Below are 23,644 nucleotides of genomic sequence, written 5' to 3'. Positions count from 1 at the left end.
TATTGGATGCATTCTTAAGTGATCAACGGTCGGTAGCCTCTCCCACCGGCGAGCCGATTGCCGTATAACGAGTGCCATACGCGTATTTGGTAATAAAGGACCCACAATAAAAGCTGATGAAGACTCCTAAACGCATTGAACCCCTGATCGAAGACGGTCTGGTCGACGAAGTGCTGCGCCCACTCATGAGTGGTAAAGAAGCAGCTGTTTATGTGGTGCGCTGCGGCAACGAATTGCGTTGCGCCAAGGTTTACAAGGAGGCGAACAAACGAAGTTTTCGTCAAGCGTCCGAATACCAGGAGGGCCGGAAGGTCCGTAACAGTCGTCAGGCCCGGGCCATGGCCAAGGGGTCCAAGTTCGGCAAGAAAGAAGCCGAAGATGCCTGGCAGAACGCTGAAGTGGCGGCGTTGTTCCGCCTGGCCGGTGCGGGCGTTCGCGTGCCCCAGCCGTTCGACTTCCTCGAAGGCGTGCTGTTGATGGAGTTGGTGGCCGACGAGTACGGCGATGCGGCGCCGCGCCTGAACGACGTGGTGCTGGAGCCGGACCAGGCGCGTGAATACCACGCCTTCCTGATCTCCCAGATCGTGCTGATGCTGTGTACCGGCCTGGTGCACGGTGACTTGTCCGAGTTCAACGTACTGCTCACGCCGACGGGCCCGGTGATCATCGACCTGCCCCAGGCGGTGGATGCGGCGGGCAACAACCACGCGTTCAACATGTTGGAGCGGGACGTGGGCAACATGGCTTCCTACTTCGGGCGCTTTGCTCCGGAGTTGAAGAAGACCAAGTACGCCAAGGAGATGTGGGCGCTCTACGAAGCCGGCACCTTGCACCCGGCCAGCGTATTGACCGGGGAGTTTGATGAGCCGGAAGAGCTGGCGGACGTGGGCGGTGTGATGCGCGAGATTGAAGCGGCACGGCTGGACGAAGAGCGTCGCCAGGCGATCCGCGCGGCGGATGAAGCGCCACCGAGCAAGGTGCCGGACGAGCCACCGCCGCCGCCTTGGATGCAATGACAAACACTCCGACTGACTCGGAATGTTCCCCCTGTAGGAGCCGGCTTGCCGGCGATGAGGCCCTTGATTCAATGCAAGGCTTGAGGTCGCCATCGCCGGCAAGCCGGCTCCTACAGGTGGGGTGTCAGCAGCAATTGCCTGATGCCAACTCCTTGAGAATCGGGCAATCGGGCCGGTGATCGCCCTGGCAGTGTTCCACCAGGTCCTGCAGCGTATCGCGCAGTTGCCCCAGCTCCAGGATCTTCTGGTTCAACTCCTCGATGTGCTGGCGCGCCAAGGCTTTCACATCGGCGCTGGCCCTTTGCCGGTCCTGCCACAGGGCCAGCAGTTTGCCGACCTCTTCCAGTGAAAACCCCAGGTCCCGCGAGCGTTTGATAAACGCCAGGGTGTGCACCTCGTCCGGGCCGTACACGCGATAGCCGCTGTCGGTACGGTGGGCAGCTTTGAGCAGGCCGATGGATTCGTAGTAGCGAATCATCTTGGCACTCAGCCCGCTGGCGCGAGCGGCTTGGCCGATGTTCATGGGCGCTGATCCTCCAGGTCCTTGGGTTTCCAAGTCTTCAACAGTAACGCATTGCTCACCACGCTGACGCTGGACAAGGCCATGGCCGCGCCGGCCAGTACCGGGTTGAGCAGGCCAAAGGCCGCCAGCGGAATACCGATCAAGTTATACACAAAGGCCCAGAACAGGTTCTGGCGGATTTTTGCGTAGGTCTTGCGGCTGATCTCCAACGCGGCGGGCACCAGGCGTGGATCACCGCGCATCAGGGTGATGCCGGCCGCGTGCATGGCCACGTCGGTGCCACCGCCCATGGCGATGCCGATATCGGCGGCGGCCAGGGCGGGTGCGTCGTTGATACCGTCACCGACCATGGCGACCACGCCGGTTTTTTTCAACGCGGCGACGGTGGCGGCTTTGTCGGCGGGTAGCACTTCGGCGTGAACATCGTCGATGCCCAGGGCCTGGGCGACCACGCGGGCGCTGCCGCGATTGTCGCCGGTCAGCAGGTGGCTGCTGATGTGTTGGGCTTTAAGTCGGTTCACCGCCTCCAGCGCGCCCGGCTTGAGCGTGTCACCAAAGGCGAACAGCCCCAACACGCGGGGTTGCGCGCCTTGCTCGATCAGCCAGGACAAGGTGCGACCTTCGGCTTCCCAGTCGCTGGCGTGGGTGGCCAGGTCGCCGGCGCTGAGGCCGCTTTCTTCCAGTAGGCGACGATTACCGAGGGCCAGCTGCCGGCCGTCGAGGGTGCCGGCGATGCCCCGTCCGGTCAGGGATTGGCTGGCCGTTACATCGGCGACCACCAGCCCCCGTTCGCGGCAGGTATCCAGCACGGCCTTGGCCAGCGGGTGTTCGCTGCCGCGTTGCAGCGCGCCAGCCTGTTGCAGGATCGCGGCGTCATTGCCGTCCACCGCCACCAGGTGCGCAATGTTCGGCGCACCGGAGGTGAGGGTGCCGGTTTTATCGAACACCACGGCGCTCACCTCATGGGCACGCTCCAGGGCTTCGGCGTCCTTGATCAGGATGCCGTAGCGCGCCGCGACGCCGGTGCCGGCCATGATCGCCGTCGGTGTGGCCAGGCCCAGGGCGCAGGGGCAGGCGATCACCAGCACCGCCACCGCATTGATGATCGCGGTTTCTAGCGAGGCGCCGTACAGCCACCAGCCCACCAGCGTGATCAACGCCAGTACCAGCACGGCCGGGACGAACACCTGGCTGACTTTATCTACCAGTTTCTGGATCGGCGCCTTGGCGGCCTGGGCGTCTTCCACCAGGCGGATGATTCGCGCCAGTACGCTCTCGGCGCCGATGGCCCGGGTGCGTACCAGCAAACGGCCTTCGCCGTTGATGGCGCCGCCCGTGACGCTGTCGCCCGGTTGTTTGGGCACCGGCAGGCTCTCGCCGCTGATCAGGGCTTCATCGGCATGGCTCTGGCCTTCCACCACTTCGCCGTCCACCGGGAAGCGTTCGCCGGGTTTGACCAGCACCAGGTCGTTGAGCTGCAGTGCGTTGATCGCCACCTCTTCTTCGTGGCCGTCCAGCACGCGGATCGCCCGTTCCGGACGCAAGGCCTCAAGGGCGCGAATGGCGCTGGCGGTCTGGCGTTTGGCGCGGCTTTCCAGGTATTTGCCGAGCAATACCAGGGCGATCACCACTGCCGAGGCTTCGAAGTAAAGGTGCGGCATGCTGCCCGCAGGCGTGGTGAGCCATTCATAAATGCTCAGGCCGTAGCCAGCGCTGGTGCCGATGGCCACCAGCAGGTCCATGTTGCCGGCGCCGGCGCGCACGGCTTTCCAGGCGGCAATGTAGAAGCGCGCCCCGAGAATGAACTGCACTGGAGTGGCCAGGGTGAACTGCACCCACGCGGGCAGCATCCAGTGCAGGCCGAAGGGTTCCACCAGCATCGGCAACACCAGCGGCAGGGCCAGCACGATCGCCACTAGCAATGACCAGCGCTCGCGGTGCAGGCGCTCGGCTTGATTGGCATCGGTGGTCGTTTCGCTCTGGGGCAGGGTAGCGGTGTAGCCGGCCTTGTCGACGGCGGCGATCAGCACGCCGGGGTCCATCTGGCCCAGCACCTCGACATGGGCGCGTTCGTTGGCCAGGTTGACGCTGACGCTTTGCACCCCCGGCACCTTGCCCAGCGCGCGCTCGACGCGGCCAGCACAGCTGGCGCAGGTCATGCCGCTGATGGGCAGGTCAAAGGTGGTGGATCCATTCATGGGGCAGTCCTCCAGAAGAAGTTGCCTCTAGGATCAACCTTGACCTGTGGGGAAGGTCAAGCGGCTATTTGCTGTAGGAGTCGGCTTGCCGGCGATGAGGGCCTTGAGGGTTGCAGGGCTTTCAAGGACGCCATCGCCGGCAAGCCGGGCTCCTACAGGGCATGGGTTGGGCAAATGGATCAATATTCGAGGGCGGCCGCTTTCAGGTACATGCCGTCCGGCCCCTGGGCGATCCGCAGCTTGCGCACGTCACCGGCCTTGAGGGTGATGTTCTGCGCCGGCGGCGCGAGCATGCCTGGCAGGCAGCCCGGCGACTGACCCGGCAGCAGCTTCAGGCGCAGCGACAAGTTGCCCGCCGGCAGGTTGAATGAGGTGGCCTGCTCCTGGAACAGCCGGCCGGCCAACTGGTCATTGAGGTAGAGGCCGATCTCGCAGTTGGTCGGTACTTCCAGGCGCTCCCGGGAAATGATCAACACCGCGTAATCCTGATCGGCGCTGGCCTGGGGGGCGATCGCAGACAAACTCATCAGGCCGGCAAGGGCAAAAAACGACCAGCGCATGGCGAATGCTCCGTGGTTCATAGCTAAGAGGGATGAAGCTTGGCCGAGGCCGCGGCCGAATACCAGCCCGGCCGATGTTTTTGAAACTTGACCTTGCCATGATGGCAAGGTCGACACTCGATGTGCATGGGCTTGTTCCGCGCAGCGGTGTGACAGATAGGTGTGGGGCATCTGGTACACCGCGGCGCGGGGCAAGCCCGCTCACTACGGGCTTATTTGAGGAGTTGTGTCATGCAAGTATTCAATGTTGAAGGAATGACCTGCGGCCATTGCGTTCGGGCGGTGACCCAGGCAGTGCAAAGCCAGGACCCGGCGGCGAGCGTGAAGGTTGACCTGGCGGCTAAGGAGGTCGGCGTTGAAAGCCGACTGTCGGCCGAGCAGGTCATCAGCCTGATCACCGAAGAAGGCTACAGCGCCAAGCTGGCGTGATTTTTCTGATAGTTAGCGAGCTAACGTAATGTTCATGGCACCCAAGCGCGGCTAGACTGTCGGGCTGCCGACTCACTTGGGTGTCTGATGAACCTCCGCATAATCCTGATCCTGGGCGCCCTGAGCGCCTTCGCGCCGTTGGCGATCGATTTTTACCTGCCGGGTTTTTCGGCAATGGCCACGGCGTTTGCCACTGACGAAAAACATATCCAGTTGACCCTGGCGGTGTATTTCGCCGGCCTGGCCATCGGGCAGTTGATCTACGGCCCATTGGCAGACCGCTTTGGTCGACGCGGCCCGCTGCTCAGCGGCGTCACCCTGTTTACCCTGGCGTCCTTCGCGTGTGCCTACGCGCCCTCCCTGGAATGGCTGATCGGCGCGCGCTTTGTGCAGGCCCTGGGCGGTTGCGCGGGCATGGTGATTTCGCGGGCGGTGGTCAGCGACAAGTGTGATGCCGTGGGGTCGGCCAAGGTGTATTCGCAACTGATGCTGGTGACCGGCCTGGCGCCGATCCTGGCGCCTCTGGCGGGCGGCGTGATGGTCGGCGTGTGGGGCTGGCAGTCGATCTTCCTGGCGCTGTCGGTGTTCAGCGTCATGGCAGCCATCGCCGTGGCGTTCGGGCTGCCTGAGACCCTGCCGGCCAATCAGCCGCGCCAGCCGTTGTCCGGGTCGCTGCGTCGCTATATCGGCTTGTTGTCCGACCGCGTCTATCTCGGCTATGCCCTGACTGGCGGTATCTCGATTGCCGGGATGTTTGCCTACATCGCCGGCTCGCCTTTCGTCTTCATCAAACTCTATGGCGTGCCCGCCGAGCATTACGGCTGGCTGTTCGGCTCCAACGCCGCCGGCTTTATCCTGGTCGCCCAAGTGAATGCGCGGTTGCTGTCCAAGCGTGGCCCGGCGTTCCTGTTGTCGCGCTCGGTGTGGGTCTACGTGCTGGCGGCCCTGACGCTGCTGGGCATTGCCGCCTTGCGTACCGAAGCGCTGTGGCCGTTGCTGGTGCCGCTGTTTATCTGCATCGCCAGCCTGGGCTGCATTTTGCCCAACACCTCGGCCTGTGCCATGGCCGGGCAGGGCGCACGCGCGGGCAGTGCGTCGGCGTTGCTCGGCTGCATCCAGTTCGGGGTGGCGGCGGGCGCCGCTTCACTGGTGGGTGTGTTGCACGACGGCACGGCAATGCCGATGGCCATGGTCATCAGCTTGTGTGGTGTATTGGCGGTGACGATTGCGGTGTCGACCCAGCGCCTGCAACGGGCGAGGGCCGCGCAGGCGCAGGTCTGAAGTGCAGGTCAGCCAGCGGCGGAACGTTGCTGGCTGAGGGGAATGCGATGGGGCGCCTGGATACGGGCTTGCAGGGTGTCGGCAAAGGCGCGGGCCTCGGCCTCGCTGCGGAAGGTGAAGGCGTCTCGGTCGAGACTCACCTGCCATTTATTGCCTGCAGATTTTGCTAACGCTTTTATCAGGATCTTCATTGCTGACTTCCTCACGTAAAAGAATCGTGGCAAAGGCGGCCAATATAAACCCGAATACGCTCGCAAATATGACAAAGATCAACTGTCGGACTAATGGTGCCATCCATCACTGCGGTGAATAACGGACGGCACCCATGATCCTTTCCTAGAACCCTTCCAGCACGATCTTGCCCTTGGCCTTGCCGCTTTCCAGCAGGGTGTGGGCACGGCGCAGGTTCTCGGCGTTGATCACGCCGAAGTGTTCACCCACCGTGGTTTTCAAGGTGCCGGCGTCGATCAGTTCCGCCACGCGGTTGAGCAGGTGATGCTGCTCGATCATGTCGGGCGTCTCGAACATCGAGCGGGTGTACATGAACTCCCAGTGCAGCGACAGGCTCTTGCGCTTGAGCTTGCTGACGTCCAGTGCCTTGGGATCGTCGATCAACGCCAGCTTGCCTTGCGGTTGCAGGGCTTCCACCAGTTGGTCCAGGTGATGGTCGGTCTGGGTCAGGCTGGCGACGTGAGTCACTTGCGGGTGGCCGGCGTTCTTCAGTGCTTCGCTGAGCGGCTGGCTGTGGTCGATCACCAGATCGGCGCCAAGCGCCTTGGCCCACGCTTGTGTTTCTGGGCGTGAAGCGGTGCCGATGACGTTCAGCGCAGTGAGCTGGCTGGCCAGTTGGGTCAGGATCGAACCCACGCCGCCGGATGCGCCGACAATCAACAGGCTTTGGCCTTCGTCCTCTTTACCTTCACGCACTTGCAGGCGCTCGAACAGCAGCTCCCACGCGGTGATGGCGGTCAGCGGCAGTGCAGCGGCTTCGGCAAAGCCCAGGCTCTTGGGCATATGGCCGACAATCCGCTCATCCACGGTATGCAGTTCGCTGTTGCCACCGGGGCGAACCAGCGAGCCGGCGTAGAACACCTTGTCACCGGCCTTGAATAGCGTGACGTCGCTGCCGACGGCCTTGACCACACCGGCCACATCCCAGCCCAGCACTTTGGCCGCGCCGTTTTCGGGGGCTACGTTCTGGCGCACCTTGGTGTCCACCGGGTTGACCGAGATGGCTTTGACTTCCACCAGCAGGTCGCGTGGGCCGGCGACCGGCGCGGGCAGTTCGATGTCTTGCAGGGATTTTGGGTCGTTGATCGGCAGGGATGCGTAGTAGGCAATAGCTTTCATGGGGACTCCGGAATAGGGCTGATCAGGCAAGGAACTTCAGGCGCTTGAGGTCGAAGTGTTCGATCACATCGGCGGCCTTGGCGCGAAAGCTCTGGATATGTGCGCTCTGGTCGTGGGCGGCCAGGGCAGCGTCGCTGCTCCAGCGCTCGATCATGTAGAAGGTGCCGGGGTTTTGCAGGTCCTGGTTGAGTTCGTACTGCTCGCAACCGGCTTCAAGGCGGGTGGGCTCCAGCAGGCCACGCAGCAGGGTTTCCAGCGTGGCTTCCTGGCCGGGTTTGGCGATCAGTGTGGCAATGACATTAAAGGCAGCGGACATCTTCAACTCCTGGCGCTTGATGAATGGGATGGCCATATGATTGGCTATTTCCCACAAAGATAAAAGCCGCTAAAACAGAGGTCTGTTTCAATAAAATTTTGATAATGAGTGGGAATGCATGCTGCGGTTTGATGATTTGCAGTTGTTTGTACGCGCAGCCGACCTGGGTAGCCTGTCGGCCGCTGCGCGGGTGATGGACTTGTCTCCCGCCGTGGCCAGCGCGGCGCTCAAGCGCCTCGAGCAGCAACTGGGCACACGTTTGCTGGCGCGTTCCACCCGCAGCCTGCGCTTGACCGCCGAAGGCGAGGGTTTCCTCGAATATGCGCGTGCGGCGCTGGGTTCGCTGGACGAGGGGCGACGGTTGTTGTCCAGCAGCCAGGACCACGTCAGCGGTGTGTTGCAACTCTCGGCACCGTCGGACCTGGGCCGCAACCTGTTGCTGCCGTGGCTGGACGCGTTCCAGCATGAGTACCCGCAACTCACTGTCCGGCTGCTGCTGGGGGATCGCATCGCCGACCTGTTCCGCCAGCCGGTGGATATCGCCCTGCGCTACGGCGAGCCCGAAGACTCCAGCCTGATCGCGTTGCCCATCGCCCCCGACAACGTACGCGTGTTGTGCGCGGCGCCCAGCTACCTGGCCCGGCACGGTGAACCGCGTAACCTGGAGCAACTGGCCCAGCACAACTGCCTGCTGTATATGCTCGGCAGCCGGGTGCATGACCACTGGAGCTTTCACGACGGCAAGCGCGACGTGAGTCTCACTGTCAGTGGTGATCGCTTCAGCGACGACGCCGATGTGGTGCGCCGTTGGGCAGTGGCGGGTGTAGGCATTGCCTACAAATCCTGGCTGGACGTGAGTACGGATGTGCTGGCTGGGCGTTTGCGCGTGATCCTGCCGGAGCTGCGCGGCGAGCGCACGCCGCTCAACTTGCTGTGCGCCCACCGTGCCCAATTGAGCAAACCCATCAACCTGCTGCGGGAAATGCTCGTGGCCCGTTGTGCGACATTGACGGCGCAATGGCCGGAGCGTTTGCGCCCTACGTCATAACCTCCCTCACAGCAGGAAATTTCACTCAGCCCCTGTCCCACTCCGCGTTGTCAGACGGCGCGGAACCGACCGCGTGCGCACCTATACTTTGGCGCCAACCGCTGTAGACAAGTGATTCAACAGGGAGTGAATACATGCAAGAAGCACTTTGTATCAGTCAGATCGCCAGCTTGCTCGCTGAGCCCAAACGCACCGCCATGCTGTGGTCCTTGATGGACGGCTCAGCGAAATCTTCGGAAGAACTCGCCACGCTTGCCCGGTTGTCGCCGGCGTCGGCCCATGCCCATCTGGGGCGGTTGACCGCAGGCGGGTTGCTGCGGGTCGAGGTTCGGCGTGGCGCGCGGTTGTTTCGTTTGGCCGCCGCCGATGTCAGTGCGGCTATCGACGCGCTGGCCAGCACCACCGTGGCCAGCGCGTTGCGCAGTGCACCGGACCTCTTGCCGCCTGCGTTGGTGGTGCCGCAGACGTTGTGTCGAGCGCGGCTATGCCATGACCACTTAGGCGGCGAGATAGCGGCAGGGCTGTATGAGCGAATGCTCGACGCCGGATGGATTGAGCGCCATGAACAACGCCTCCACGTCACGGCCAAGGGGGCGCACCATCTGGCGCTTCGCGGCATTTTCACCCAGGCGCTGGCAGCGCCGGTGGCCTGCGATTGTTTTGACTGGAGCCAGCAGCAATCGCACTTGGGGGGCGCCTTGGGCGCAGGGTTGTTGCAGCTGTTCTTGCAGTCCAATTGGGTCAGCGTGACAGGCGAGTCACGCGCCGTTGCTGTGTCAGAGGCGGGGTTGGCGGAAATCAACCGGCTGGTCACGCCCGAGGCGTCGTTCAGAGTTTCAATCAGGTCGCATCCAGCAATAAGTCGCTGAAACGATGCCGCACACTCGCCGGGGGGTTATTCATACAGGGGTGCGGCATGGACAGGCAAGGCTATAGCGCGGCAGAACGGCTGGAACGGTTGCCCATCAGCGGTTACCACCGGGTCATCTTCATCATCATCGCCCTGGCGTTTTTCTTCGACTCCATGGACCTGGCGATGATGACCTTCCTGTTGGGGTCGATCAAAACCGAGTTCGGCTTGAGTACGGCACAGGCCGGGTTGCTCGCCAGTTCGAGCTTTTTCGGCATGGTGGTGGGCGCTTCCCTGTCGGGCATGCTGGCGGACCGTTTCGGACGCAAGCCGGTGTTCCAGTGGAGCATCGTGTTGTGGGGCATCGCCAGTTACCTGTGCTCCACGGCGCAGACGGTGGAGACGCTGACGCTGTTTCGCATCCTGCTGGGGATCGGCATGGGCATGGAGTTTCCGATTGCCCAGTCGATGCTGTCGGAGCTGATCCCGGCCAAGGGCCGCGGGCGCTACATCGCCTTGATGGATGGCTTCTGGCCGTTAGGTTTTGTGGCGGCGGGGGTGCTGTCTTACTTTTTGCTGCCGGTGATTGGCTGGCGCGACATCTTCCTGGTGTTGGCGGTGCCGGCCGTATTTGTATTGGCGATCCGCTTTTTTATCCCGGAATCGCCGCGCTGGCTGGAGCAGGCCGGGCGGCATGAGGCGGCGGACAAGGTGTTGCAGGGGATCGAGCAAAAAGTGCGCGACTCGCTGGGCTGCGCCGATCTGCCGGAACCGATTCGCCTGCCACGGGTGGAGACCACGCCGGGGACGTTTTTCTCGGCCTTCCAGCAACTGTGGTCGGCACAGTATCGACAGCGCACGCTGATGATCTGGAGCGTGTGGTTCTTTGCCTTGCTGGGGTTCTACGGGCTGACGTCCTGGCTGAGCGCGTTGCTGCAGCAGTCGGGTTTTGCCGTGACCCAGTCGGTGTATTACACGGTGATCATTTCCCTGGGCGGGATTCCCGGCTTCCTGATGGCCGCCTGGCTGGTGGAGCGTTGGGGGCGCAAGCCGGTGTGTGTCGTGACGCTGCTCGGTGGCGGGGTGATGGCGTTTCTGTATGGGCAGAGCGCGGTGTTTGGCGGCAACGTGGCGTTGTTGATCACCTCGGGTTTGCTGATGCAGTTCTTTCTGTTTGGCATGTGGGCGGTGCTGTACACCTACACGCCGGAGCTGTATCCCACCTCGGCACGGGCGACGGGGTCCGGGTTTGCGTCAGCGATTGGTCGAGTGGGGTCGTTGCTGGGGCCGTTGGTGACCGGGTTGGTATTCCCCATTACTGGGCAGGGCGGGGTGTTTGCCCTGGGCGCGCTGTGTTTTGCGGTGGCGGCGTTGGTGGTGTGGGTGTTCGGGATGGAGACGAAGGGCAAGACCCTGGAAGAACTGACCGAAATTTAAAGGCCAATACAAAACCAATGTGGGAGCGGGCTTGCTCGCGAATGCGGTGTGCCAGCCAATACATTCGGCGACTGGAACATTGCTTTCGCGAGCAAGCCCGCTCCCACATTTAGACTGCGTTCATTCAGTCAGTTAGGGTTTGACCAGGCGTGCATCCAGGCTGTTCTGCGCCAGGCGTTTGGCCTGGTCCTGGGTCATGCCCAGTGCGGTGTGCAGCGCGTGGAAGTTCTCGGTGACGTAGCCGCCGAAGTACGCCGGGTCATCGGAGTTCACCGTGACTTTCACGCCACGTTCGAGCATGTCGAGGATGTTGTGCTGGGCCATGTCGTCGAACACGCACAGCTTGGTGTTGGACAACGGGCACACGGTCAATGGGATCTGCTCGTCGATGATGCGCTGCATCAAGCGCTCGTCTTCGATGGCGCGCACGCCATGGTCGATACGCTGGATTTTCAGCAGGTCGATGGCTTCCCAGATGTACTCGGGCGGGCCTTCTTCGCCGGCGTGGGCCACGGTGAGGAAGCCTTCGTGACGGGCGCGGTCGAACACGCGCTGGAACTTGCTCGGCGGGTGGCCCATTTCCGAACTGTCCAGGCCCACGGCCACGAACGCGTCACGGAACGGCAGCGCCTGGTCCAGGGTTTTCTCGGCTTCGGCTTCGCTCAGATGGCGCAGGAAACTCAAGATCAAACCGCTGGTGATGCCCAGTTGCTGCTCGCCATCTTTCAGCGCAGCGGCGATGCCGTTCAGTACCACTTCGAATGGAATGCCACGGTCGGTATGGGTCTGCGGGTCGAAGAACGGTTCGGTGTGGATCACGTTCTGTGCTTTGCAGCGCAGCAGGTAGGCCCAGGTCAGGTCGTAGAAGTCCTGGGAGGTGCGCAGCACGTCAGCGCCCTGGTAGTACAGGTCGAGAAACTCTTGCAGGTTGTTGAAGGCGTAGGCCTTGCGCAGGGTTTCAACGTCATTCCACGGCAGCGCGATCTTGTTGCGTTCGGCCAGGGCGAACAGCAACTCCGGCTCCAGCGAGCCTTCCAGGTGCAGGTGCAATTCAGCCTTGGGCAGGGCGTTGAGCCAATCGTACATTTCTAAACTTCTCATCAGGTGCAATGGCGGCATTCTACAGGCCATGGCTGAAATAATCGGTAAAACCTGACCAGCAGGAGAGTTTCGTTTCTGTTTGCGCAAGGGCCGCGTGAACTAAGGTGTAACGAAACGTTAGCAAGCTGCCGTAGTCTGTGCCCCATCAATGACTGATTTGTTGTGCGAAAAGGCCCGGAATGCTCTCCTCTCTCAAGCAAGAAAAATTCATGCTGCTGGCGCTGATTGCCGCCATCGCCGCCTACCCGCTGGAACACTGGATGCTGCACAGCGGGCAGATGGTCGCGCTGCTCGGCGGTGTGGTGCTGATTGCATTCATCGTGGTGGCATCAATGCGCGTCGCCCACCACGCCGAACAGTTGGCGGAAAAGGTCGGCGACCCCTACGGCACCATGATCCTCACCCTGGCCGCCGTGCTGGTGGAGGTGGTGATCCTGGCGATCATGATGAGCAACGAGCCGTCGCCGACCTTGGTGCGCGACACCATTTATTCGGCGGTGATGCTCGACATCAACGGCATCCTCGGCCTGGCCGCGCTGATGGGCGGCATCAAGCATGGCGAACAGTCCTACAATGACGACTCGGCGCGCAGCTACAGCGTGATGATCCTCACGGCCATGGGGGTGTCGATGGTGGTGCCGGAATTTATCCCCGAGGCGGACTGGAAAATCTACTCGGCCTTCACCATCGGCGCGATGGTGCTGCTCTACACCCTGTTCCTGCGTATGCAGGTGGGCCCGCACAGTTATTTCTTCAGCTACAGCTACCCGGAAAAACGCCGTAAGAAACAGCCGGAAGAAGAACACCCGGAGCCGCCGATCAACCTGGCGTTCTCCATCGCGACATTGGTGTTTGGGGTGATTGTGATTGGCGCGTTGGCTGAGGTGATGTCCAAGACCCTCGACCTGGGGCTGGAAGGCACGGGCGCACCGCCGGTGATCACCGCGATCGTGGTGGCCGCGATCTCGGCGGCGCCGGAAATTTTGACGGCATTGCGCGCGGCGTTGGCCAACCGCATGCAGTCGGTGGTGAACATTGCGTTGGGGGCGTCGTTGTCGACAGTGATCCTGACGGTGCCAGTGATGGAGGCCATGGCGCTCTACACGGGTCAGCCGTTCCAGATGGCGATGACACCGGTGCAGACGGTGATGGTGTTCATCACGCTGATTGTCAGCGCGATCAACCTCAACGATGGCGAAACCAATGCCATCGAAGGGATGACGCATTTTGTGTTGTTTGCGACCTTCATCATGCTGTCGCTGCTGGGCTTGTAACCGCATTTATTGATCTCAACAGGTCCCAATGTGGGAGCGGGCTTGCTCGCGAAAGCGGCGTGTCAGTCAGCACATGAGTTGGCTGAACCACTGCCTTCGCGAGCAAGCCCGCTCCCACACTTAGAGCTGCGCCAGGCTCACGTTCCTGCGATCAAGGCTCTTGCGGCCTGGGTGTGATCGGCAATCAAACCCTTGAGGTCGAGACCTTCGACCTGGCCGTCGATGACTCGCCATTTACCCGCCACCATCACCCGATCGGCACGGTCGGCGCCGCATAGCAGCAGGGCCGAGAGTGGGTCATGGCTGCCGGAGAAGCGCAGCTCATCCAGCTTGAACAAGGCAAGGTCGGCCTGTTTGCCCACGGCCAGTTCACCAATATCCGTACGCCCCAACAACTGCGCCGAACCTTGGGTGGCCCAACCCAGCACGCCTTCGGGCGTGATCTTCTCGGCACCGTAACGCAGGCGCTGGATGTACAGGGCTTGGCGGGCTTCGAGAATCATGTTCGATGCGTCGTTGGAGGCCGAGCCATCCACGCCGAGGCCGATGGGGGCGCCGGCAGCGATCAGGTCCAGGGTCGGGCAGATGCCGGAGGCCAGGCGCATGTTCGAGCTTGGGCAATGGCAAATGCCGGTGCCGGCCGCGCCGAGGCGGGCGATCTCATCCGGGTTGAAGTGGATGCCATGGGCCAACCAGGTGCGCGGGCCGAGCCAGCCGACGCTGTCGAGGTAATCCACGGTGCGCAGGCCGAAACGCTGCAGGCAGAAGTCTTCTTCGTCGAGGGTTTCTGCCAAGTGTGTGTGCAGGCGCACGTCGAGGCTGTTGGCCAGTTCGGCGCTGGCTTCCATGATTTCCGGGGTGACCGAGAACGGCGAGCAGGGGGCGAGGGCGATCTGGATTTGCGCCCCGTCGCCACGCTGGTGGTACGTGTGGATCAGGCGTTGGCTGTCGTCCAGGATAACCTGGCCTTGTTGCACGGTTTGCTGTGGAGGCAGGCCGCCGTCGGCTTCGCCAAGGCTCATGGAACCGCGGGTGAGCATGGCGCGCATGCCCAGCTCGCGCACGCTTTGCACTTGCACGTCGATGGCGTTTTCCAGCCCGTCGGGGAACAGGTAGTGGTGATCCGCCGCCGTGGTGCAGCCCGAGAGCAGCAGTTCGGCCAGGGCAACTTTGGTGGCCAGTGCGAGTTTTTCCGGAGTGAGCCGCGCCCAGACCGGGTACAGGGTTTTCAGCCACGGGAACAACGGCTGGTTGACCACTGGTGCCCAGGCGCGGGTCAGGGTTTGGTAGAAGTGGTGGTGGGTGTTGATCAACCCGGGAAGGATCACATGTTCGCGGGCGTCGAACACCTGGTCACAGGGGAGGGCAGGTTCCTGGCCCAGGGACAGCACTTCGGTGATCACACCGTCTTGCAGCACCAGGCCGCCACGGGCGTCGAGGCCATTGGCAGTGAAAATCGCGAGGGGGTTTTTTAACAGGATACGGGTCGCAGGCATTGGCCGGCTCCTCTGAATGATGGGTTCAGGTTTGCCAGCTCAGTGTTGCCCTGTCTGCTGATCCAGGGTCGCCGGTGAGGGCGAGGGGCTAGGTTACGTGTAGTTCGAGATCTAGTCCATATGTAGGAAAGTAGGTGCAGTCAGTATGGGAGAGAGCAAGCCCCCCTCCCACATTTTGATCCCTGACATCTACCAGGCGATGGTGTCGCCTTTGTAGTCGATGAAGTGGTGGCCGCCCTTGCCGGTGAACGCATTCACCTGATCCACCAGGCCACGCACGCTGGTGTCGACATCAATGTGCGCGTTTTCGCCGCCCATGTCGGTCTTCACCCAACCCGGGTGCAGCGACAGTACGGTGAGGGTGTGATCGCCCAATTGGGTGATGAAGCTGTTGGTCATGGAGTTGAGGGCGGCCTTGCTGGCTTTGTACAGCGCCAGGTCCGAACCGTCGGGAATTGTCACGCTGCCCAGCACCGAACTCATGAACGCCAGCACGCCGCTGTCCTTGCGGATCTGCCCGGCAAAGCGCTGTGCGAGGTTGATCGGCGCCACGGCGTTGGTGAAGAACAGTTGGCCGACTTCCGCAAGGGTGGCGTGGCCCGGTTCCTGGTTGGCCGGGCCCTTGACGCCGGCATTGACGAACAGCAGGTCGAACGTCTGGCCTTTGAGGCGCTGGCTCAGGGCGATCACGGCTTGCTGATCGTCCATGTCGAGTTTCTCGATGTGCACCGGGCCAACGGCGTTCAGGGCGTCGGCCTTGTTCGGGTCACGCACGGTGGCGGTCACATCCCAACCGTCCTGGAGCAATTGCTTGACCAGGCCCAGGCCCAGCCCGCGCGAGGCGCCGATGATCAGTGCGGTTTTTGGCGTAGACATGAAGGGCTTCCTTTGGAGTGGAGGTTCACGGGTTCAGTGGACAACGTTGCCCGAGCCTTTGCTGCAACTCGTTGCGCAGTTGGCCGAGTTCGGTGATGCGGTTTTCGATCAGGTTGAGCTTGTCTTGCAGCAGTTGCGTGACGGCGCTGTCGGGGTCCGGTGCCTGCCACAGGGCGGCGACACTGCTGCCGATTTCGCCAAGGCTGAAGCCCAGGCGCCGGGCGGTCTTGATATAGAGCACCAGTTGCACCATGTCCGCTGGGTAGTCGCGGTAACCGTTGGCGCTGCGTTGTGCGGCGATCAATCCGCGCTGCTCGTAGAAACGCAGGGTGTCGCGGCTGACCTGGCTGGCCTGGGCTAATTCGCCGATACGCATGGGGCGTGCTCGTGGGGGCTTGACCTTGGAGCATACTCCAGGCTTTAGCCTGCTGGCTTCTTGAATTGAAGGAGCTTGCGAATATGTGGAGCATTGACCAGTACCGAACCCTGGTGCGCGCCAGCGCCTGGTATGACCTGATCGTCACGGCGGCGTTTGTCACGCCCTGGAGTTTTCTGGCGCTGCACAGCGTGTTGCAAAGCCTCAACCTGCCGGGGGAGTTTCCTGCGTTCGCGCCCGCCCATGTGCTGATGGCCAACCTGCTCGGGTCGATTGTGTGCGTCTGGGCCGTGCTGCGCATACGCGATCCGCAACGTGCGTTTGGGTTGTACGACGCCGCTGGCCGTGCGCTGTTTGCGACGTGGCAACTCTATGCGCTGACACAGGGCGCCACGTCGATCCTGTGGGGCATTCTGTTATTTGAAGTGCTGTGGGGCATCGCGCAAATCTTGCCGGTACGCGCTGATCAAAAAACGATCGACGCTCGCCAGCCCATATGACAGAAGGGCTACACGCGGATGTGCTCAGGTTATCCACAGGCAGGTGCACAGTAGATGTGGGCAGTTTCAGCGTTGCAGCAGGATGCGCCCACGGCTGAGGTCGGCGAGTTGGGTTTGCAACGTGTCGATGTGCGCTTCGCCAAGCGCCAGTTGCAGCTCGACGCCGTTGGCGGTGAAGGTTTCCTCCACCACCAGCCCGCCCAACTCAGCGACGCGCAATTTCACCAGGTTCAGCTCGGAGAATCCGCAGGCGCAACTGAGCGGCACGCGGCTGATCAACTCAATACGTTCGGCGTTCTGCAGGCATTTGTTGGCCCCGCCGCCGTACGCGCGGGCCAGGCCACCGGTGCCCAACTGGATGCCGCCGTACCAGCGAATCACCAGCACCGCGACCTGATCAAACCCTTGGGCTTCGATGGCCGCGAGTATCGGCCGCCCGGCCGTGCCGCCGGGCTCACCGTCATCATTGCTGCGGTATTGGTCCGCCAGCTTCCAAGCCCAGCAGTTGTGTGTGGCATTCAGGTCGCTGTGCTGCTCGAAAAACGCCTGGGCGTCCTGGGGGCTGGTGATCGGCGCGGCGAGGGTGATGAAGCGGCTCTTGCGGATTTCTTCACGAAATTCGCAAAAGCCGGTAAGCGTGAAAGGCATAAGTCGCTTCGTTTATAGGGCCGGCTTGACGCCACAGCCTTTGAGGATGATGTGGATCAGGTTGGTGCCGGCGTCTTCCATGTCTTGCTTGGTCAGTTTGGTGCGACCGGTGACGCGGCAGATCTGGGTGGCGAAGTCGGCGTAGTGCTGGGTGCTGCCCCATAGTAGGAAGATCAGGTGCACGGGGTCGATGGGGTCCATCTTGCCGGCGTCAATCCAGGCCTGGAAGACTGCGGCCCGGCCGCTGAACCAGGCGCGGTAGTCCTGGCTGAAATATTCGGTGAGGCATTCGCCGCCGCTGATGATCTCCATGGCGAAGATCCGCGAGGCTTGCGGGTGGCGCCGGGAGAATTCCATCTTGGTGCGGATATAGCGAGTGAGGGCCACGGCCGGGTCGTCCTCGGCGGTCAGCGCGTTGAAGGTGCTGTCCCACAGTTCGAGGATGTTGCTGAGCACCGCGATGTACAGGCCCAGCTTGTTGGTGAAGTAGTAATGCAGGTTGGCCTTGGGCAACCCGGCACTCGACGCAATGGTGTTCATGCTGGTGCCTTTGTAGCCATGGCGCGCGAACTCGTCTTCAGCAGCCTGCAGAATCGCTTGTTCGTTCTTTTGCCGAATGCGGCTGGCGGGTTTACCGGCGTGGTTGCTGTGGGCAGGAACTTCGAGGCTCATGGAGGTTTCCGTGCTGATCGATAGAGACGACGTGTGCACAGATAACCCACCCTCAAGCCTCAGACAAGTCCCGATGCAATAAAACCGTCAAAGCGGTTCCAGCGTGTCGCTTTCCGGCGCGCGGTTTGCGGCAGCGTGGGTCGTTTTGGCTTCCGGCAACAGCAGGCACAACACGATGGCGGTCAGCCCGCCGCTGGTGATGGCCGAGTCGAACAGGTTCTGCACCAGCGCTGGCATCAAGTGCAGCAGGTTCGGTTGGGCGGCGATGCCCAGGCCGACGCCAAAGGAGGTGGCAATGATCAGCATGCTGCGTCGGTCCAGCGGCGCCTGGGCCAGGATGCGCACACCGGCCGCGGCCACGCTGCCGAACATCACCAGGGTGGCACCACCCAATACGGGTTTTGGAATTTGCTGCAACACCGCACCAATCAGCGGAAACAACCCCAGGCAAAACAGCAACACGCCGATGTACAAACCGACGTAGCGGCTGGCCACGCCGGTGAGTTGGATCACGCCGTTGTTTTGGGCAAACGTAGTGTTGGGAAAGGCGCTGAAGGTGGCGGCGATCATGCAACTGACGCCGTCGCCCAACACGCCGCCTTTGAGTCGGCTTATATAAGAGGGGCCGCTGATGGGTTGGCGGGCGATCATGCAGTTGGCGGTGAGGTCACCGACGGTTTCGATGCTGCTGATCAGATAAATCAGCGCGATCGGCAGGAAAGCGCTCCAGTCGAACGTGAAGCCGAAGCGAAAGGGCATCGGCACGCTGATCAACGGCAGGTCGGGCAAGGCCTGGGGCACCAGTTTGCCGCTGCCCCAGGCGGCCAGGCTGCCGAGGGCCAGGCCGATGATGATGGCTGAAAGGCGCACCCACGGCGTATTCGAGCGGTTGAGCAGAATGATGGTCAACACCACGAACAGGCCCAGGGCCAGGTTGGTGGGGGCGCCGAAGTCCGGGGCGTTGAAACCGCCGCCCAAGTCGGTGATGCCGACTTTGATCAAGCTGATGCCGATCAGAGTGATGACAATGCCCGTCACCAATGGCGTGATGACGCGGCGCAACTGGCCAATGAAGCGGCTCAGTACGATCTGCACCGCGGCGCCGAAAAAGCATACGCCGAAGATCATCGCCATGATGTCTTCCGGGCTGCCGCCGCGCTGCTTCACCAGAAACCCTGCTGACAGCACCGCGCCGAGAAACGCAAAGCTGGTGCCTTGCAGGCAGATCATCCCGGCGCCGATACCAAACGGCCTACGCGCCTGGATGAAGGTGCCGACACCGGAGACCATCAGCGCCATGCTGATCAGGTAGGGCAAGTGGGCAGTGAGGCCCAGGGTGGAGCCGATGATCAGGGGCGGTGTGATGATGCCGACGAACGCTGCGAGCACATGCTGCAACGCGGCAAGCAGTGCGGGAATTGGCTTGGGGCGGTCGTTGAGGCCGTAGATCAGGTCGCTGGGGCTGGTGGATTCTGGAGGCATGTCAGGCTAGCTCAAGGTCTATGTGCTTGTGCTCCTGCAAAAAGCTGTCCAACTGCTCAGCTTTCTGCGTTAGGCCCGAGTTAGCGCGTTGCGGCCAGGCTTTCGAGAAAGCTTTCCAGCACCAAATGAGGGCGACGGCCCTTGCGCGTGACCGAAGCCAGGCTCAAATCGTAAAAACGCGTAGCCGGTTTCAGCGCGCGCAGTCGGCCTTGTTGCACCCAGAGGCTGGCGTAGTGGTCGGGCAGGTAGCCGATGTAGCGACCGGTGAGAATCAGGAAGGCCATGCCTTCGCGGTCGGACGCGCTGGCGGTGCAGTTGAGTGCCTGGTAATGGGCCTGGATCTCGGCGGGCAGGCGGAAGGTGGGGGCGATGGCATCCTGGCTGTCGATGCGCGTGTCGTCCAGTTGTTTGTCGTCGGCGTAGAACAGCGGATGGCCGACTGCGCAGTAGAGTAGCGAGCGTTCGCTGTACAGCGGCTGGTACTCCAGCCCCGACAGAGCGCTGGCCTGGGGCACCACGCCGACGTGCAGGCGGCCGTCGAGCACACCTTGTTCCACTTCATTGGGCGCGATCATGCGAATCTGGATCTGCACGTCCGGGCCACGTTCCTTCAACTGTGCCAAGGCGTGGGTGATGCGCATGTGGGGCAGGGTGACGAGGTTGTCGGTGAGGCCGATGATCAGTTCGCCACGCAGATGCTGGTGCAGGCCGTTGACCTCGGTGCGAAAACTTTCCAGGGCACTCAACAGCTGCAGGGCAGACTGGTAGACCTCACGGCCTTCTTCGGTCAGGGAGAAACCGGCGCGGCCGCGTTGGCAAAGCCTCAAGCCGAGGCGTTGCTCCAGGTCACTCATCTGCTGGCTGATGGCGGAACGGCCGATGCCGAGCACGGTTTCCGCCGCCGAGAAGCCGCCGCACTCCACTACGCTGCGGAAGATGCGCAGCAGACGAATATCGAAGTCGCTGACTTGGGCGAGGGGGTCGGGGCGACGGCTGCTCATAGTTTAGTAAAGGCCTGACTGAAGGTTAGAAGAGTTGAATTTCACCGACTTTATCGCCGTGGCAATTTAGCTGCAACAACGCTTTTCAATCCCGACGCTGCCTTTTGCCTTGCGAGGTTTTGCTGATGAACATGCCTGAAAACGCCCCATCGTCCCTGGCCAGCCAACTGAAGTTGGACGCTCACTGGATGCCTTACACCGCCAACCGTAACTTCCAACGTGACCCGCGCCTGATCGTCGGTGCGGAAGGCAGTTGGTTGATCGATGACAAAGGGCGCAAGGTGTACGACTCGCTGTCGGGCCTGTGGACCTGCGGCGCCGGGCACACCCGTAAGGAAATCCAAGAGGCGGTGGCCAAGCAACTGGGCACCCTGGACTACTCGCCAGGCTTCCAATACGGTCATCCGCTGTCCTTCCAACTGGCGGAAAAAATCACCGATCTGACGCCGGGCAACCTGAACCATGTGTTCTTCACCGACTCGGGTTCCGAGTGTGCCGATACCGCCGTGAAGATGGTGCGCGCGTACTGGCGCCTAAAAGGCCAGGCCACCAAGACCAAGATGATTGGCCGCGCCCGTGGTTATCACGGTGTGAACATTGCCGGTACCAGCCTGGGTGGGGTTAACGGCAACCGTAAGATTTTTGGTCAGGGCTTGATGGACGTTGACCATCTGCCGCACACCTTGCTGGCGAGCAATGCCTTCTCCCGTGGCATGCCGGAGCAGGGCGGTATCGCGTTGGCGGATGAGTTGCTCAAGCTGATCGAACTGCACGACGCGTCGAACATTGCTGCGGTGTTTGTCGAGCCAATGGCCGGTTCTGCTGGCGTATTGGTGCCGCCTCAGGGTTACCTCAAGCGCCTGCGTGAAATTTGCGACCAGCACAACATCCTGCTGGTGTTCGACGAAGTGATCACTGGTTTCGGCCGTACCGGCTCGATGTTCGGTGCCGACAGCTTCGGTGTAACACCGGACCTGATGTGCATCGCCAAGCAAGTCACCAACGGCGCCATCCCAATGGGCGCGGTGATTGCCAGCAGCGAGATTTATCAGACGTTCATGAACCAGGCGACGCCCGAGTACGCGGTGGAATTCCCACACGGCTACACCTACTCGGCCCACCCGGTTGCCTGTGCTGCGGGCTTGGCGGCATTGGACCTCTTGCAGAAGGAAAATCTGGTGCAGAGCGTGGCCGAAATCGCGCCGCACTTTGAGAATGCGCTGCACGGTTTGAAGGGCAGCAAGAACGTGATCGACATTCGTAATTACGGCCTGGCCGGTGCGATCCAGATTGCCCCGCGTGACGGTGATGCCATCGTGCGTCCATTCGAGGCCGGCATGGCCTTGTGGAAAGCTGGCTTCTACGTGCGCTTTGGCGGTGACACCTTGCAGTTCGGGCCAACCTTCAATAGCAAGCCGCAAGACCTGGATCGCTTGTTCGATGCCGTCGGCGAAGTGCTGAACAAGATCGACTGATTTCTCTTTCTATATAGAACAACTTTTCAGGAGCCCTGCATGAGCCTTATCCAGCACTTGATCAACGGTGAGTTGGTCAATGACAGCGGCCGTAGCGCCGACGTGTACAACCCGTCCACCGGCCAGGTGATTCACCAGGTGCCGTTGGCCAGTCGCGAGACTATTCAACAGGCGATCGACGCGGCCAAGGCGGCGTTCCCGGCCTGGCGTAATACGCCAGCGGCCAAGCGTGCTCAGGTGATGTTTCGTTTCAAGCAATTGCTGGAGCAGAACGAGGCGCGCATTTCCCAGCTGATCAGTGAAGAGCACGGCAAGACGCTGGAAGATGCGGCCGGTGAATTGAAGCGCGGGATCGAGAACGTGGAATACGCGTGCTCGGCGCCGGAGATTCTGAAGGGCGAGTACAGCCGTAACGTAGGACCAAACATTGATGCATGGTCGGATTTCCAGCCGTTGGGTGTAGTCGCTGGTATTACGCCGTTCAACTTCCCGGCGATGGTGCCGTTGTGGATGTATCCGCTGGCGATCGTTTGCGGTAACTGTTTCATCCTGAAGCCGTCGGAGCGTGACCCAAGCTCCACACTGTTGATTGCACAACTGTTGCAGGAAGCCGGCCTTCCTAAGGGCGTGCTGAGCGTGGTGCACGGCGACAAGGGCGCGGTAGATGCCCTGATCGAGGCGCCAGAAGTGAAGGCGCTGAGCTTTGTGGGCTCGACGCCGATTGCCGAGTACATCTATTCCGAAGCGACCAAGCGCGGCAAGCGCGTGCAGGCGCTGGGTGGAGCGAAGAACCACGCGGTGCTGATGCCGGATGCGGACCTGGACAACGCGGTCAGTGCCCTGATGGGCGCTGCGTACGGTTCTTGCGGCGAGCGTTGCATGGCGATTTCGGTGGCGGTGTGCGTGGGGGACCAAGTGGCGGACGCGTTGATCGCCAAGTTGGTGCCGCAGGTGAAAGCCTTGAAGATCGGTGCGGGCACGTCTTGTGGTCTGGACATGGGGCCGTTGGTGACTGGCCAGGCGCGGGATAAGGTCAGTGGCTATATAGAAGACGGTGTTTCTTCGGGCGCCAAGCTGGTGGTTGATGGTCGCGGGTTGAGCGTGGCAGGCCATGAAGAAGGTTTCTTCCTGGGTGGCAGCCTGTTTGATCGTGTGACGCCTGAGATGCGCATCTATAAGGAAGAGATTTTTGGGCCGGTGCTGTGCGTAGTACGGGTGAATAGCCTGGAAGCGGCGATGCAGCTGATCAATGACCATGAATACGGTAATGGTACGTGCATCTTTACCCGTGACGGTGAAGCGGCACGTCTGTTCTGCGATGAGATCGAAGTGGGCATGGTGGGGGTTAACGTTCCGCTGCCGGTGCCGGTGGCTTATCACAGCTTTGGCGGCTGGAAGCGGTCGCTGTTTGGTGACTTGCATGCCTATGGGCCGGATGGGGTGCGTTTCTACACGCGTCGCAAGGCAATTACCCAGCGTTGGCCGCAGCGGGCCAGTCATGAGGCGTCGCAGTTTGCGTTCCCAAGCTTGTAAGCAGCAGTGAAAGCCGGCCCCTTGGGGCCGGCTTTCGCGTTTTTTGGGGCTTTTTGACCGATATGACAGAAATATGAAGAAAGGTGTTGACGGCAGATTCTGGAAGCCTATAATTCGCCCCACTTCCGGCGCAGTCGAAACGGAAAACTCCTTGATTTTCAATGAGTTAAGTAGGTTTCGATGGTGAGTTGCTTCAGTTCAT

General features: G+C 61.7%; 24 protein-coding genes. 10 read left to right on the top strand and 14 right to left on the bottom strand.

All coding sequences use genetic code 11. The features are described from left to right. Positions 1-116: 116 nt before the first annotated feature. Positions 117-1,016 carry a PA4780 family RIO1-like protein kinase gene (locus tag ACVWVP_RS06395; protein ID WP_178918476.1) on the top strand — a complete coding sequence of 300 codons (900 nt, stop codon included), beginning with the start codon at positions 117-119 and terminating at the stop codon, positions 1,014-1,016. 124 nt (positions 1,017-1,140) lie between these two features. On the opposite strand, the gene cueR is transcribed toward ACVWVP_RS06395, so the two are convergent. The 3 genes from cueR to ACVWVP_RS06380 all read right to left on the bottom strand — a co-directional run bounded on the left by cueR (position 1,141) and on the right by ACVWVP_RS06380 (position 4,297). Next, positions 1,141-1,539: a Cu(I)-responsive transcriptional regulator gene (cueR, locus tag ACVWVP_RS06390; protein WP_176999405.1), complete on the bottom strand. Its 399-nt coding sequence runs from the start codon at positions 1,537-1,539 to the stop codon at positions 1,141-1,143. Continuing rightward, a complete protein-coding gene (locus ACVWVP_RS06385; RefSeq protein WP_457404802.1) occupies positions 1,536-3,737 on the bottom strand; it encodes a heavy metal translocating P-type ATPase in 2,202 nt (733 codons plus the stop codon). The genes cueR and ACVWVP_RS06385 overlap by 4 nt, the downstream gene beginning before the upstream one ends. Positions 3,738-3,916: 179 nt before the next feature. Further along, positions 3,917-4,297, bottom strand: a complete 381-nt coding sequence (locus ACVWVP_RS06380) for a hypothetical protein (RefSeq protein WP_176999403.1) — start codon at positions 4,295-4,297, stop codon at positions 3,917-3,919. Positions 4,298-4,528: 231 nt separating this feature from the next. Here ACVWVP_RS06380 and ACVWVP_RS06375 point away from each other — a divergent pair, with 231 nt between their 5' ends. Together ACVWVP_RS06375 and ACVWVP_RS06370 are read left to right on the top strand one after the other, a co-directional pair. Further along, complete coding sequence (locus ACVWVP_RS06375; RefSeq protein WP_176999402.1) at positions 4,529-4,726, top strand: heavy-metal-associated domain-containing protein; 198 nt, start codon at positions 4,529-4,531, stop codon at positions 4,724-4,726. Between the two features lie 87 nt (positions 4,727-4,813). Beyond that, positions 4,814-6,007: a multidrug effflux MFS transporter gene (locus tag ACVWVP_RS06370; protein ID WP_457404799.1), complete on the top strand. Its 1,194-nt coding sequence runs from the start codon at positions 4,814-4,816 to the stop codon at positions 6,005-6,007. An 8-nt stretch (positions 6,008-6,015) separates the two neighbouring features. On the opposite strand, the gene ACVWVP_RS06365 is transcribed toward ACVWVP_RS06370, so the two are convergent. From ACVWVP_RS06365 to ACVWVP_RS06355, 3 genes are all read right to left on the bottom strand, one after another. Continuing rightward, a complete protein-coding gene (locus tag ACVWVP_RS06365) occupies positions 6,016-6,198 on the bottom strand; it encodes a hypothetical protein (RefSeq protein ID WP_176999400.1) in 183 nt (60 codons plus the stop codon). Positions 6,199-6,343: 145 nt separating this feature from the next. Continuing rightward, positions 6,344-7,357 (bottom strand): zinc-binding alcohol dehydrogenase family protein, encoded by a 1,014-nt coding sequence (locus ACVWVP_RS06360; protein ID WP_259172565.1) that lies wholly within the window; start codon positions 7,355-7,357, stop codon positions 6,344-6,346. A gap of 22 nt (positions 7,358-7,379) precedes the next feature. Beyond that, on the bottom strand, positions 7,380-7,673 hold the full coding sequence (locus ACVWVP_RS06355) for a putative quinol monooxygenase (RefSeq protein ID WP_178918480.1): 294 nt from the start codon (positions 7,671-7,673) through the stop codon (positions 7,380-7,382). Between the two features lie 118 nt (positions 7,674-7,791). On the opposite strand from ACVWVP_RS06355, the gene ACVWVP_RS06350 reads away from it, so the two are divergent. The 3 genes from ACVWVP_RS06350 to ACVWVP_RS06340 all read left to right on the top strand — a co-directional run bounded on the left by ACVWVP_RS06350 (position 7,792) and on the right by ACVWVP_RS06340 (position 11,008). Next, on the top strand, positions 7,792-8,721 hold the full coding sequence (locus ACVWVP_RS06350; RefSeq protein WP_178918481.1) for a LysR family transcriptional regulator: 930 nt from the start codon (positions 7,792-7,794) through the stop codon (positions 8,719-8,721). 134 nt (positions 8,722-8,855) lie between these two features. Continuing rightward, the gene (locus ACVWVP_RS06345) at positions 8,856-9,590 is read left to right on the top strand and encodes an ArsR/SmtB family transcription factor (protein WP_178918482.1); all 735 of its coding nucleotides are present in this window, start codon (positions 8,856-8,858) and stop codon (positions 9,588-9,590) included. 47 nt (positions 9,591-9,637) lie between these two features. Then, positions 9,638-11,008 carry an MFS transporter gene (locus ACVWVP_RS06340; RefSeq protein ID WP_178918483.1) on the top strand — a complete coding sequence of 457 codons (1,371 nt, stop codon included), beginning with the start codon at positions 9,638-9,640 and terminating at the stop codon, positions 11,006-11,008. A 132-nt stretch (positions 11,009-11,140) separates the two neighbouring features. On the opposite strand, the gene ACVWVP_RS06335 is transcribed toward ACVWVP_RS06340, so the two are convergent. Then, positions 11,141-12,094, bottom strand: a complete 954-nt coding sequence (locus tag ACVWVP_RS06335; protein WP_178918484.1) for an adenosine deaminase — start codon at positions 12,092-12,094, stop codon at positions 11,141-11,143. Between the two features lie 194 nt (positions 12,095-12,288). Between ACVWVP_RS06335 and ACVWVP_RS06330 the strand changes: the two genes are divergently transcribed. After that, complete coding sequence (locus ACVWVP_RS06330; RefSeq protein WP_178918485.1) at positions 12,289-13,383, top strand: calcium:proton antiporter; 1,095 nt, start codon at positions 12,289-12,291, stop codon at positions 13,381-13,383. Positions 13,384-13,520: 137 nt separating this feature from the next. Here ACVWVP_RS06330 and ACVWVP_RS06325 read toward each other — a convergent pair whose 3' ends face one another. From ACVWVP_RS06325 to ACVWVP_RS06315, 3 genes are all read right to left on the bottom strand, one after another. Further along, positions 13,521-14,879: an 8-oxoguanine deaminase gene (locus ACVWVP_RS06325; RefSeq protein ID WP_178918486.1), complete on the bottom strand. Its 1,359-nt coding sequence runs from the start codon at positions 14,877-14,879 to the stop codon at positions 13,521-13,523. A 189-nt stretch (positions 14,880-15,068) separates the two neighbouring features. After that, positions 15,069-15,755, bottom strand: coding sequence for an SDR family oxidoreductase (locus tag ACVWVP_RS06320; RefSeq protein WP_457404792.1), 687 nt, complete (start codon positions 15,753-15,755; stop codon positions 15,069-15,071). 25 nt (positions 15,756-15,780) lie between these two features. Further along, positions 15,781-16,131, bottom strand: coding sequence for a MerR family transcriptional regulator (locus ACVWVP_RS06315; RefSeq protein ID WP_457404790.1), 351 nt, complete (start codon positions 16,129-16,131; stop codon positions 15,781-15,783). Between the two features lie 83 nt (positions 16,132-16,214). Between ACVWVP_RS06315 and ACVWVP_RS06310 the strand changes: the two genes are divergently transcribed. After that, positions 16,215-16,631: a hypothetical protein gene (locus ACVWVP_RS06310; RefSeq protein WP_178918489.1), complete on the top strand. Its 417-nt coding sequence runs from the start codon at positions 16,215-16,217 to the stop codon at positions 16,629-16,631. A gap of 66 nt (positions 16,632-16,697) precedes the next feature. Here ACVWVP_RS06310 and ACVWVP_RS06305 read toward each other — a convergent pair whose 3' ends face one another. From ACVWVP_RS06305 to ACVWVP_RS06290, 4 genes are all read right to left on the bottom strand, one after another. Beyond that, positions 16,698-17,279, bottom strand: coding sequence for an IMPACT family protein (locus ACVWVP_RS06305; RefSeq protein WP_178918490.1), 582 nt, complete (start codon positions 17,277-17,279; stop codon positions 16,698-16,700). 12 nt (positions 17,280-17,291) lie between these two features. Next, positions 17,292-17,951 (bottom strand): TetR/AcrR family transcriptional regulator, encoded by a 660-nt coding sequence (locus ACVWVP_RS06300; RefSeq protein WP_178918491.1) that lies wholly within the window; start codon positions 17,949-17,951, stop codon positions 17,292-17,294. 87 nt (positions 17,952-18,038) lie between these two features. Next, positions 18,039-19,433: a uracil-xanthine permease family protein gene (locus tag ACVWVP_RS06295; protein ID WP_178918492.1), complete on the bottom strand. Its 1,395-nt coding sequence runs from the start codon at positions 19,431-19,433 to the stop codon at positions 18,039-18,041. An 80-nt stretch (positions 19,434-19,513) separates the two neighbouring features. After that, complete coding sequence (locus ACVWVP_RS06290; protein ID WP_159962882.1) at positions 19,514-20,434, bottom strand: LysR family transcriptional regulator; 921 nt, start codon at positions 20,432-20,434, stop codon at positions 19,514-19,516. A 125-nt stretch (positions 20,435-20,559) separates the two neighbouring features. Here ACVWVP_RS06290 and ACVWVP_RS06285 point away from each other — a divergent pair, with 125 nt between their 5' ends. Together ACVWVP_RS06285 and ACVWVP_RS06280 are read left to right on the top strand one after the other, a co-directional pair. After that, a complete protein-coding gene (locus tag ACVWVP_RS06285) occupies positions 20,560-21,909 on the top strand; it encodes an aspartate aminotransferase family protein (RefSeq protein WP_178918493.1) in 1,350 nt (449 codons plus the stop codon). 39 nt (positions 21,910-21,948) lie between these two features. Further along, positions 21,949-23,442, top strand: coding sequence for a CoA-acylating methylmalonate-semialdehyde dehydrogenase (locus ACVWVP_RS06280; RefSeq protein WP_176999468.1), 1,494 nt, complete (start codon positions 21,949-21,951; stop codon positions 23,440-23,442). Positions 23,443-23,644 lie beyond the last annotated feature (202 nt).

It is taken from the genome of Pseudomonas sp. TE24901, assembly GCF_054058375.1.
The sequence above is the reverse complement of the archived record's forward strand: the minus strand, read 5'-3'. Positions and strand labels throughout refer to the sequence as shown.

Excerpts from the sequence above, each read along its gene's own strand:
- ACVWVP_RS06395 (WP_178918476.1), top strand. The coding sequence starts at position 117 with ATGAAGACTCCTAAACGCATTGAACCCCTGATCGAAGACGGTCTGGTC.
- cueR (WP_176999405.1), bottom strand. The coding sequence starts at position 1,539 with ATGAACATCGGCCAAGCCGCTCGCGCCAGCGGGCTGAGTGCCAAGATG.
- ACVWVP_RS06385 (WP_457404802.1), bottom strand. The coding sequence starts at position 3,737 with ATGAATGGATCCACCACCTTTGACCTGCCCATCAGCGGCATGACCTGC.
- ACVWVP_RS06380 (WP_176999403.1), bottom strand. The coding sequence starts at position 4,297 with ATGCGCTGGTCGTTTTTTGCCCTTGCCGGCCTGATGAGTTTGTCTGCG.
- ACVWVP_RS06375 (WP_176999402.1), top strand. The coding sequence starts at position 4,529 with ATGCAAGTATTCAATGTTGAAGGAATGACCTGCGGCCATTGCGTTCGG.
- ACVWVP_RS06370 (WP_457404799.1), top strand. The coding sequence starts at position 4,814 with ATGAACCTCCGCATAATCCTGATCCTGGGCGCCCTGAGCGCCTTCGCG.
- ACVWVP_RS06365 (WP_176999400.1), bottom strand. The coding sequence starts at position 6,198 with ATGAAGATCCTGATAAAAGCGTTAGCAAAATCTGCAGGCAATAAATGG.
- ACVWVP_RS06360 (WP_259172565.1), bottom strand. The coding sequence starts at position 7,357 with ATGAAAGCTATTGCCTACTACGCATCCCTGCCGATCAACGACCCAAAA.
- ACVWVP_RS06355 (WP_178918480.1), bottom strand. The coding sequence starts at position 7,673 with ATGTCCGCTGCCTTTAATGTCATTGCCACACTGATCGCCAAACCCGGC.
- ACVWVP_RS06350 (WP_178918481.1), top strand. The coding sequence starts at position 7,792 with ATGCTGCGGTTTGATGATTTGCAGTTGTTTGTACGCGCAGCCGACCTG.
- ACVWVP_RS06345 (WP_178918482.1), top strand. The coding sequence starts at position 8,856 with ATGCAAGAAGCACTTTGTATCAGTCAGATCGCCAGCTTGCTCGCTGAG.
- ACVWVP_RS06340 (WP_178918483.1), top strand. The coding sequence starts at position 9,638 with ATGGACAGGCAAGGCTATAGCGCGGCAGAACGGCTGGAACGGTTGCCC.
- ACVWVP_RS06335 (WP_178918484.1), bottom strand. The coding sequence starts at position 12,094 with ATGTACGATTGGCTCAACGCCCTGCCCAAGGCTGAATTGCACCTGCAC.
- ACVWVP_RS06330 (WP_178918485.1), top strand. The coding sequence starts at position 12,289 with ATGCTCTCCTCTCTCAAGCAAGAAAAATTCATGCTGCTGGCGCTGATT.
- ACVWVP_RS06325 (WP_178918486.1), bottom strand. The coding sequence starts at position 14,879 with ATGCCTGCGACCCGTATCCTGTTAAAAAACCCCCTCGCGATTTTCACT.
- ACVWVP_RS06320 (WP_457404792.1), bottom strand. The coding sequence starts at position 15,755 with ATGTCTACGCCAAAAACCGCACTGATCATCGGCGCCTCGCGCGGGCTG.
- ACVWVP_RS06315 (WP_457404790.1), bottom strand. The coding sequence starts at position 16,131 with ATGCGTATCGGCGAATTAGCCCAGGCCAGCCAGGTCAGCCGCGACACC.
- ACVWVP_RS06310 (WP_178918489.1), top strand. The coding sequence starts at position 16,215 with ATGTGGAGCATTGACCAGTACCGAACCCTGGTGCGCGCCAGCGCCTGG.
- ACVWVP_RS06305 (WP_178918490.1), bottom strand. The coding sequence starts at position 17,279 with ATGCCTTTCACGCTTACCGGCTTTTGCGAATTTCGTGAAGAAATCCGC.
- ACVWVP_RS06300 (WP_178918491.1), bottom strand. The coding sequence starts at position 17,951 with ATGAGCCTCGAAGTTCCTGCCCACAGCAACCACGCCGGTAAACCCGCC.
- ACVWVP_RS06295 (WP_178918492.1), bottom strand. The coding sequence starts at position 19,433 with ATGCCTCCAGAATCCACCAGCCCCAGCGACCTGATCTACGGCCTCAAC.
- ACVWVP_RS06290 (WP_159962882.1), bottom strand. The coding sequence starts at position 20,434 with ATGAGCAGCCGTCGCCCCGACCCCCTCGCCCAAGTCAGCGACTTCGAT.
- ACVWVP_RS06285 (WP_178918493.1), top strand. The coding sequence starts at position 20,560 with ATGAACATGCCTGAAAACGCCCCATCGTCCCTGGCCAGCCAACTGAAG.
- ACVWVP_RS06280 (WP_176999468.1), top strand. The coding sequence starts at position 21,949 with ATGAGCCTTATCCAGCACTTGATCAACGGTGAGTTGGTCAATGACAGC.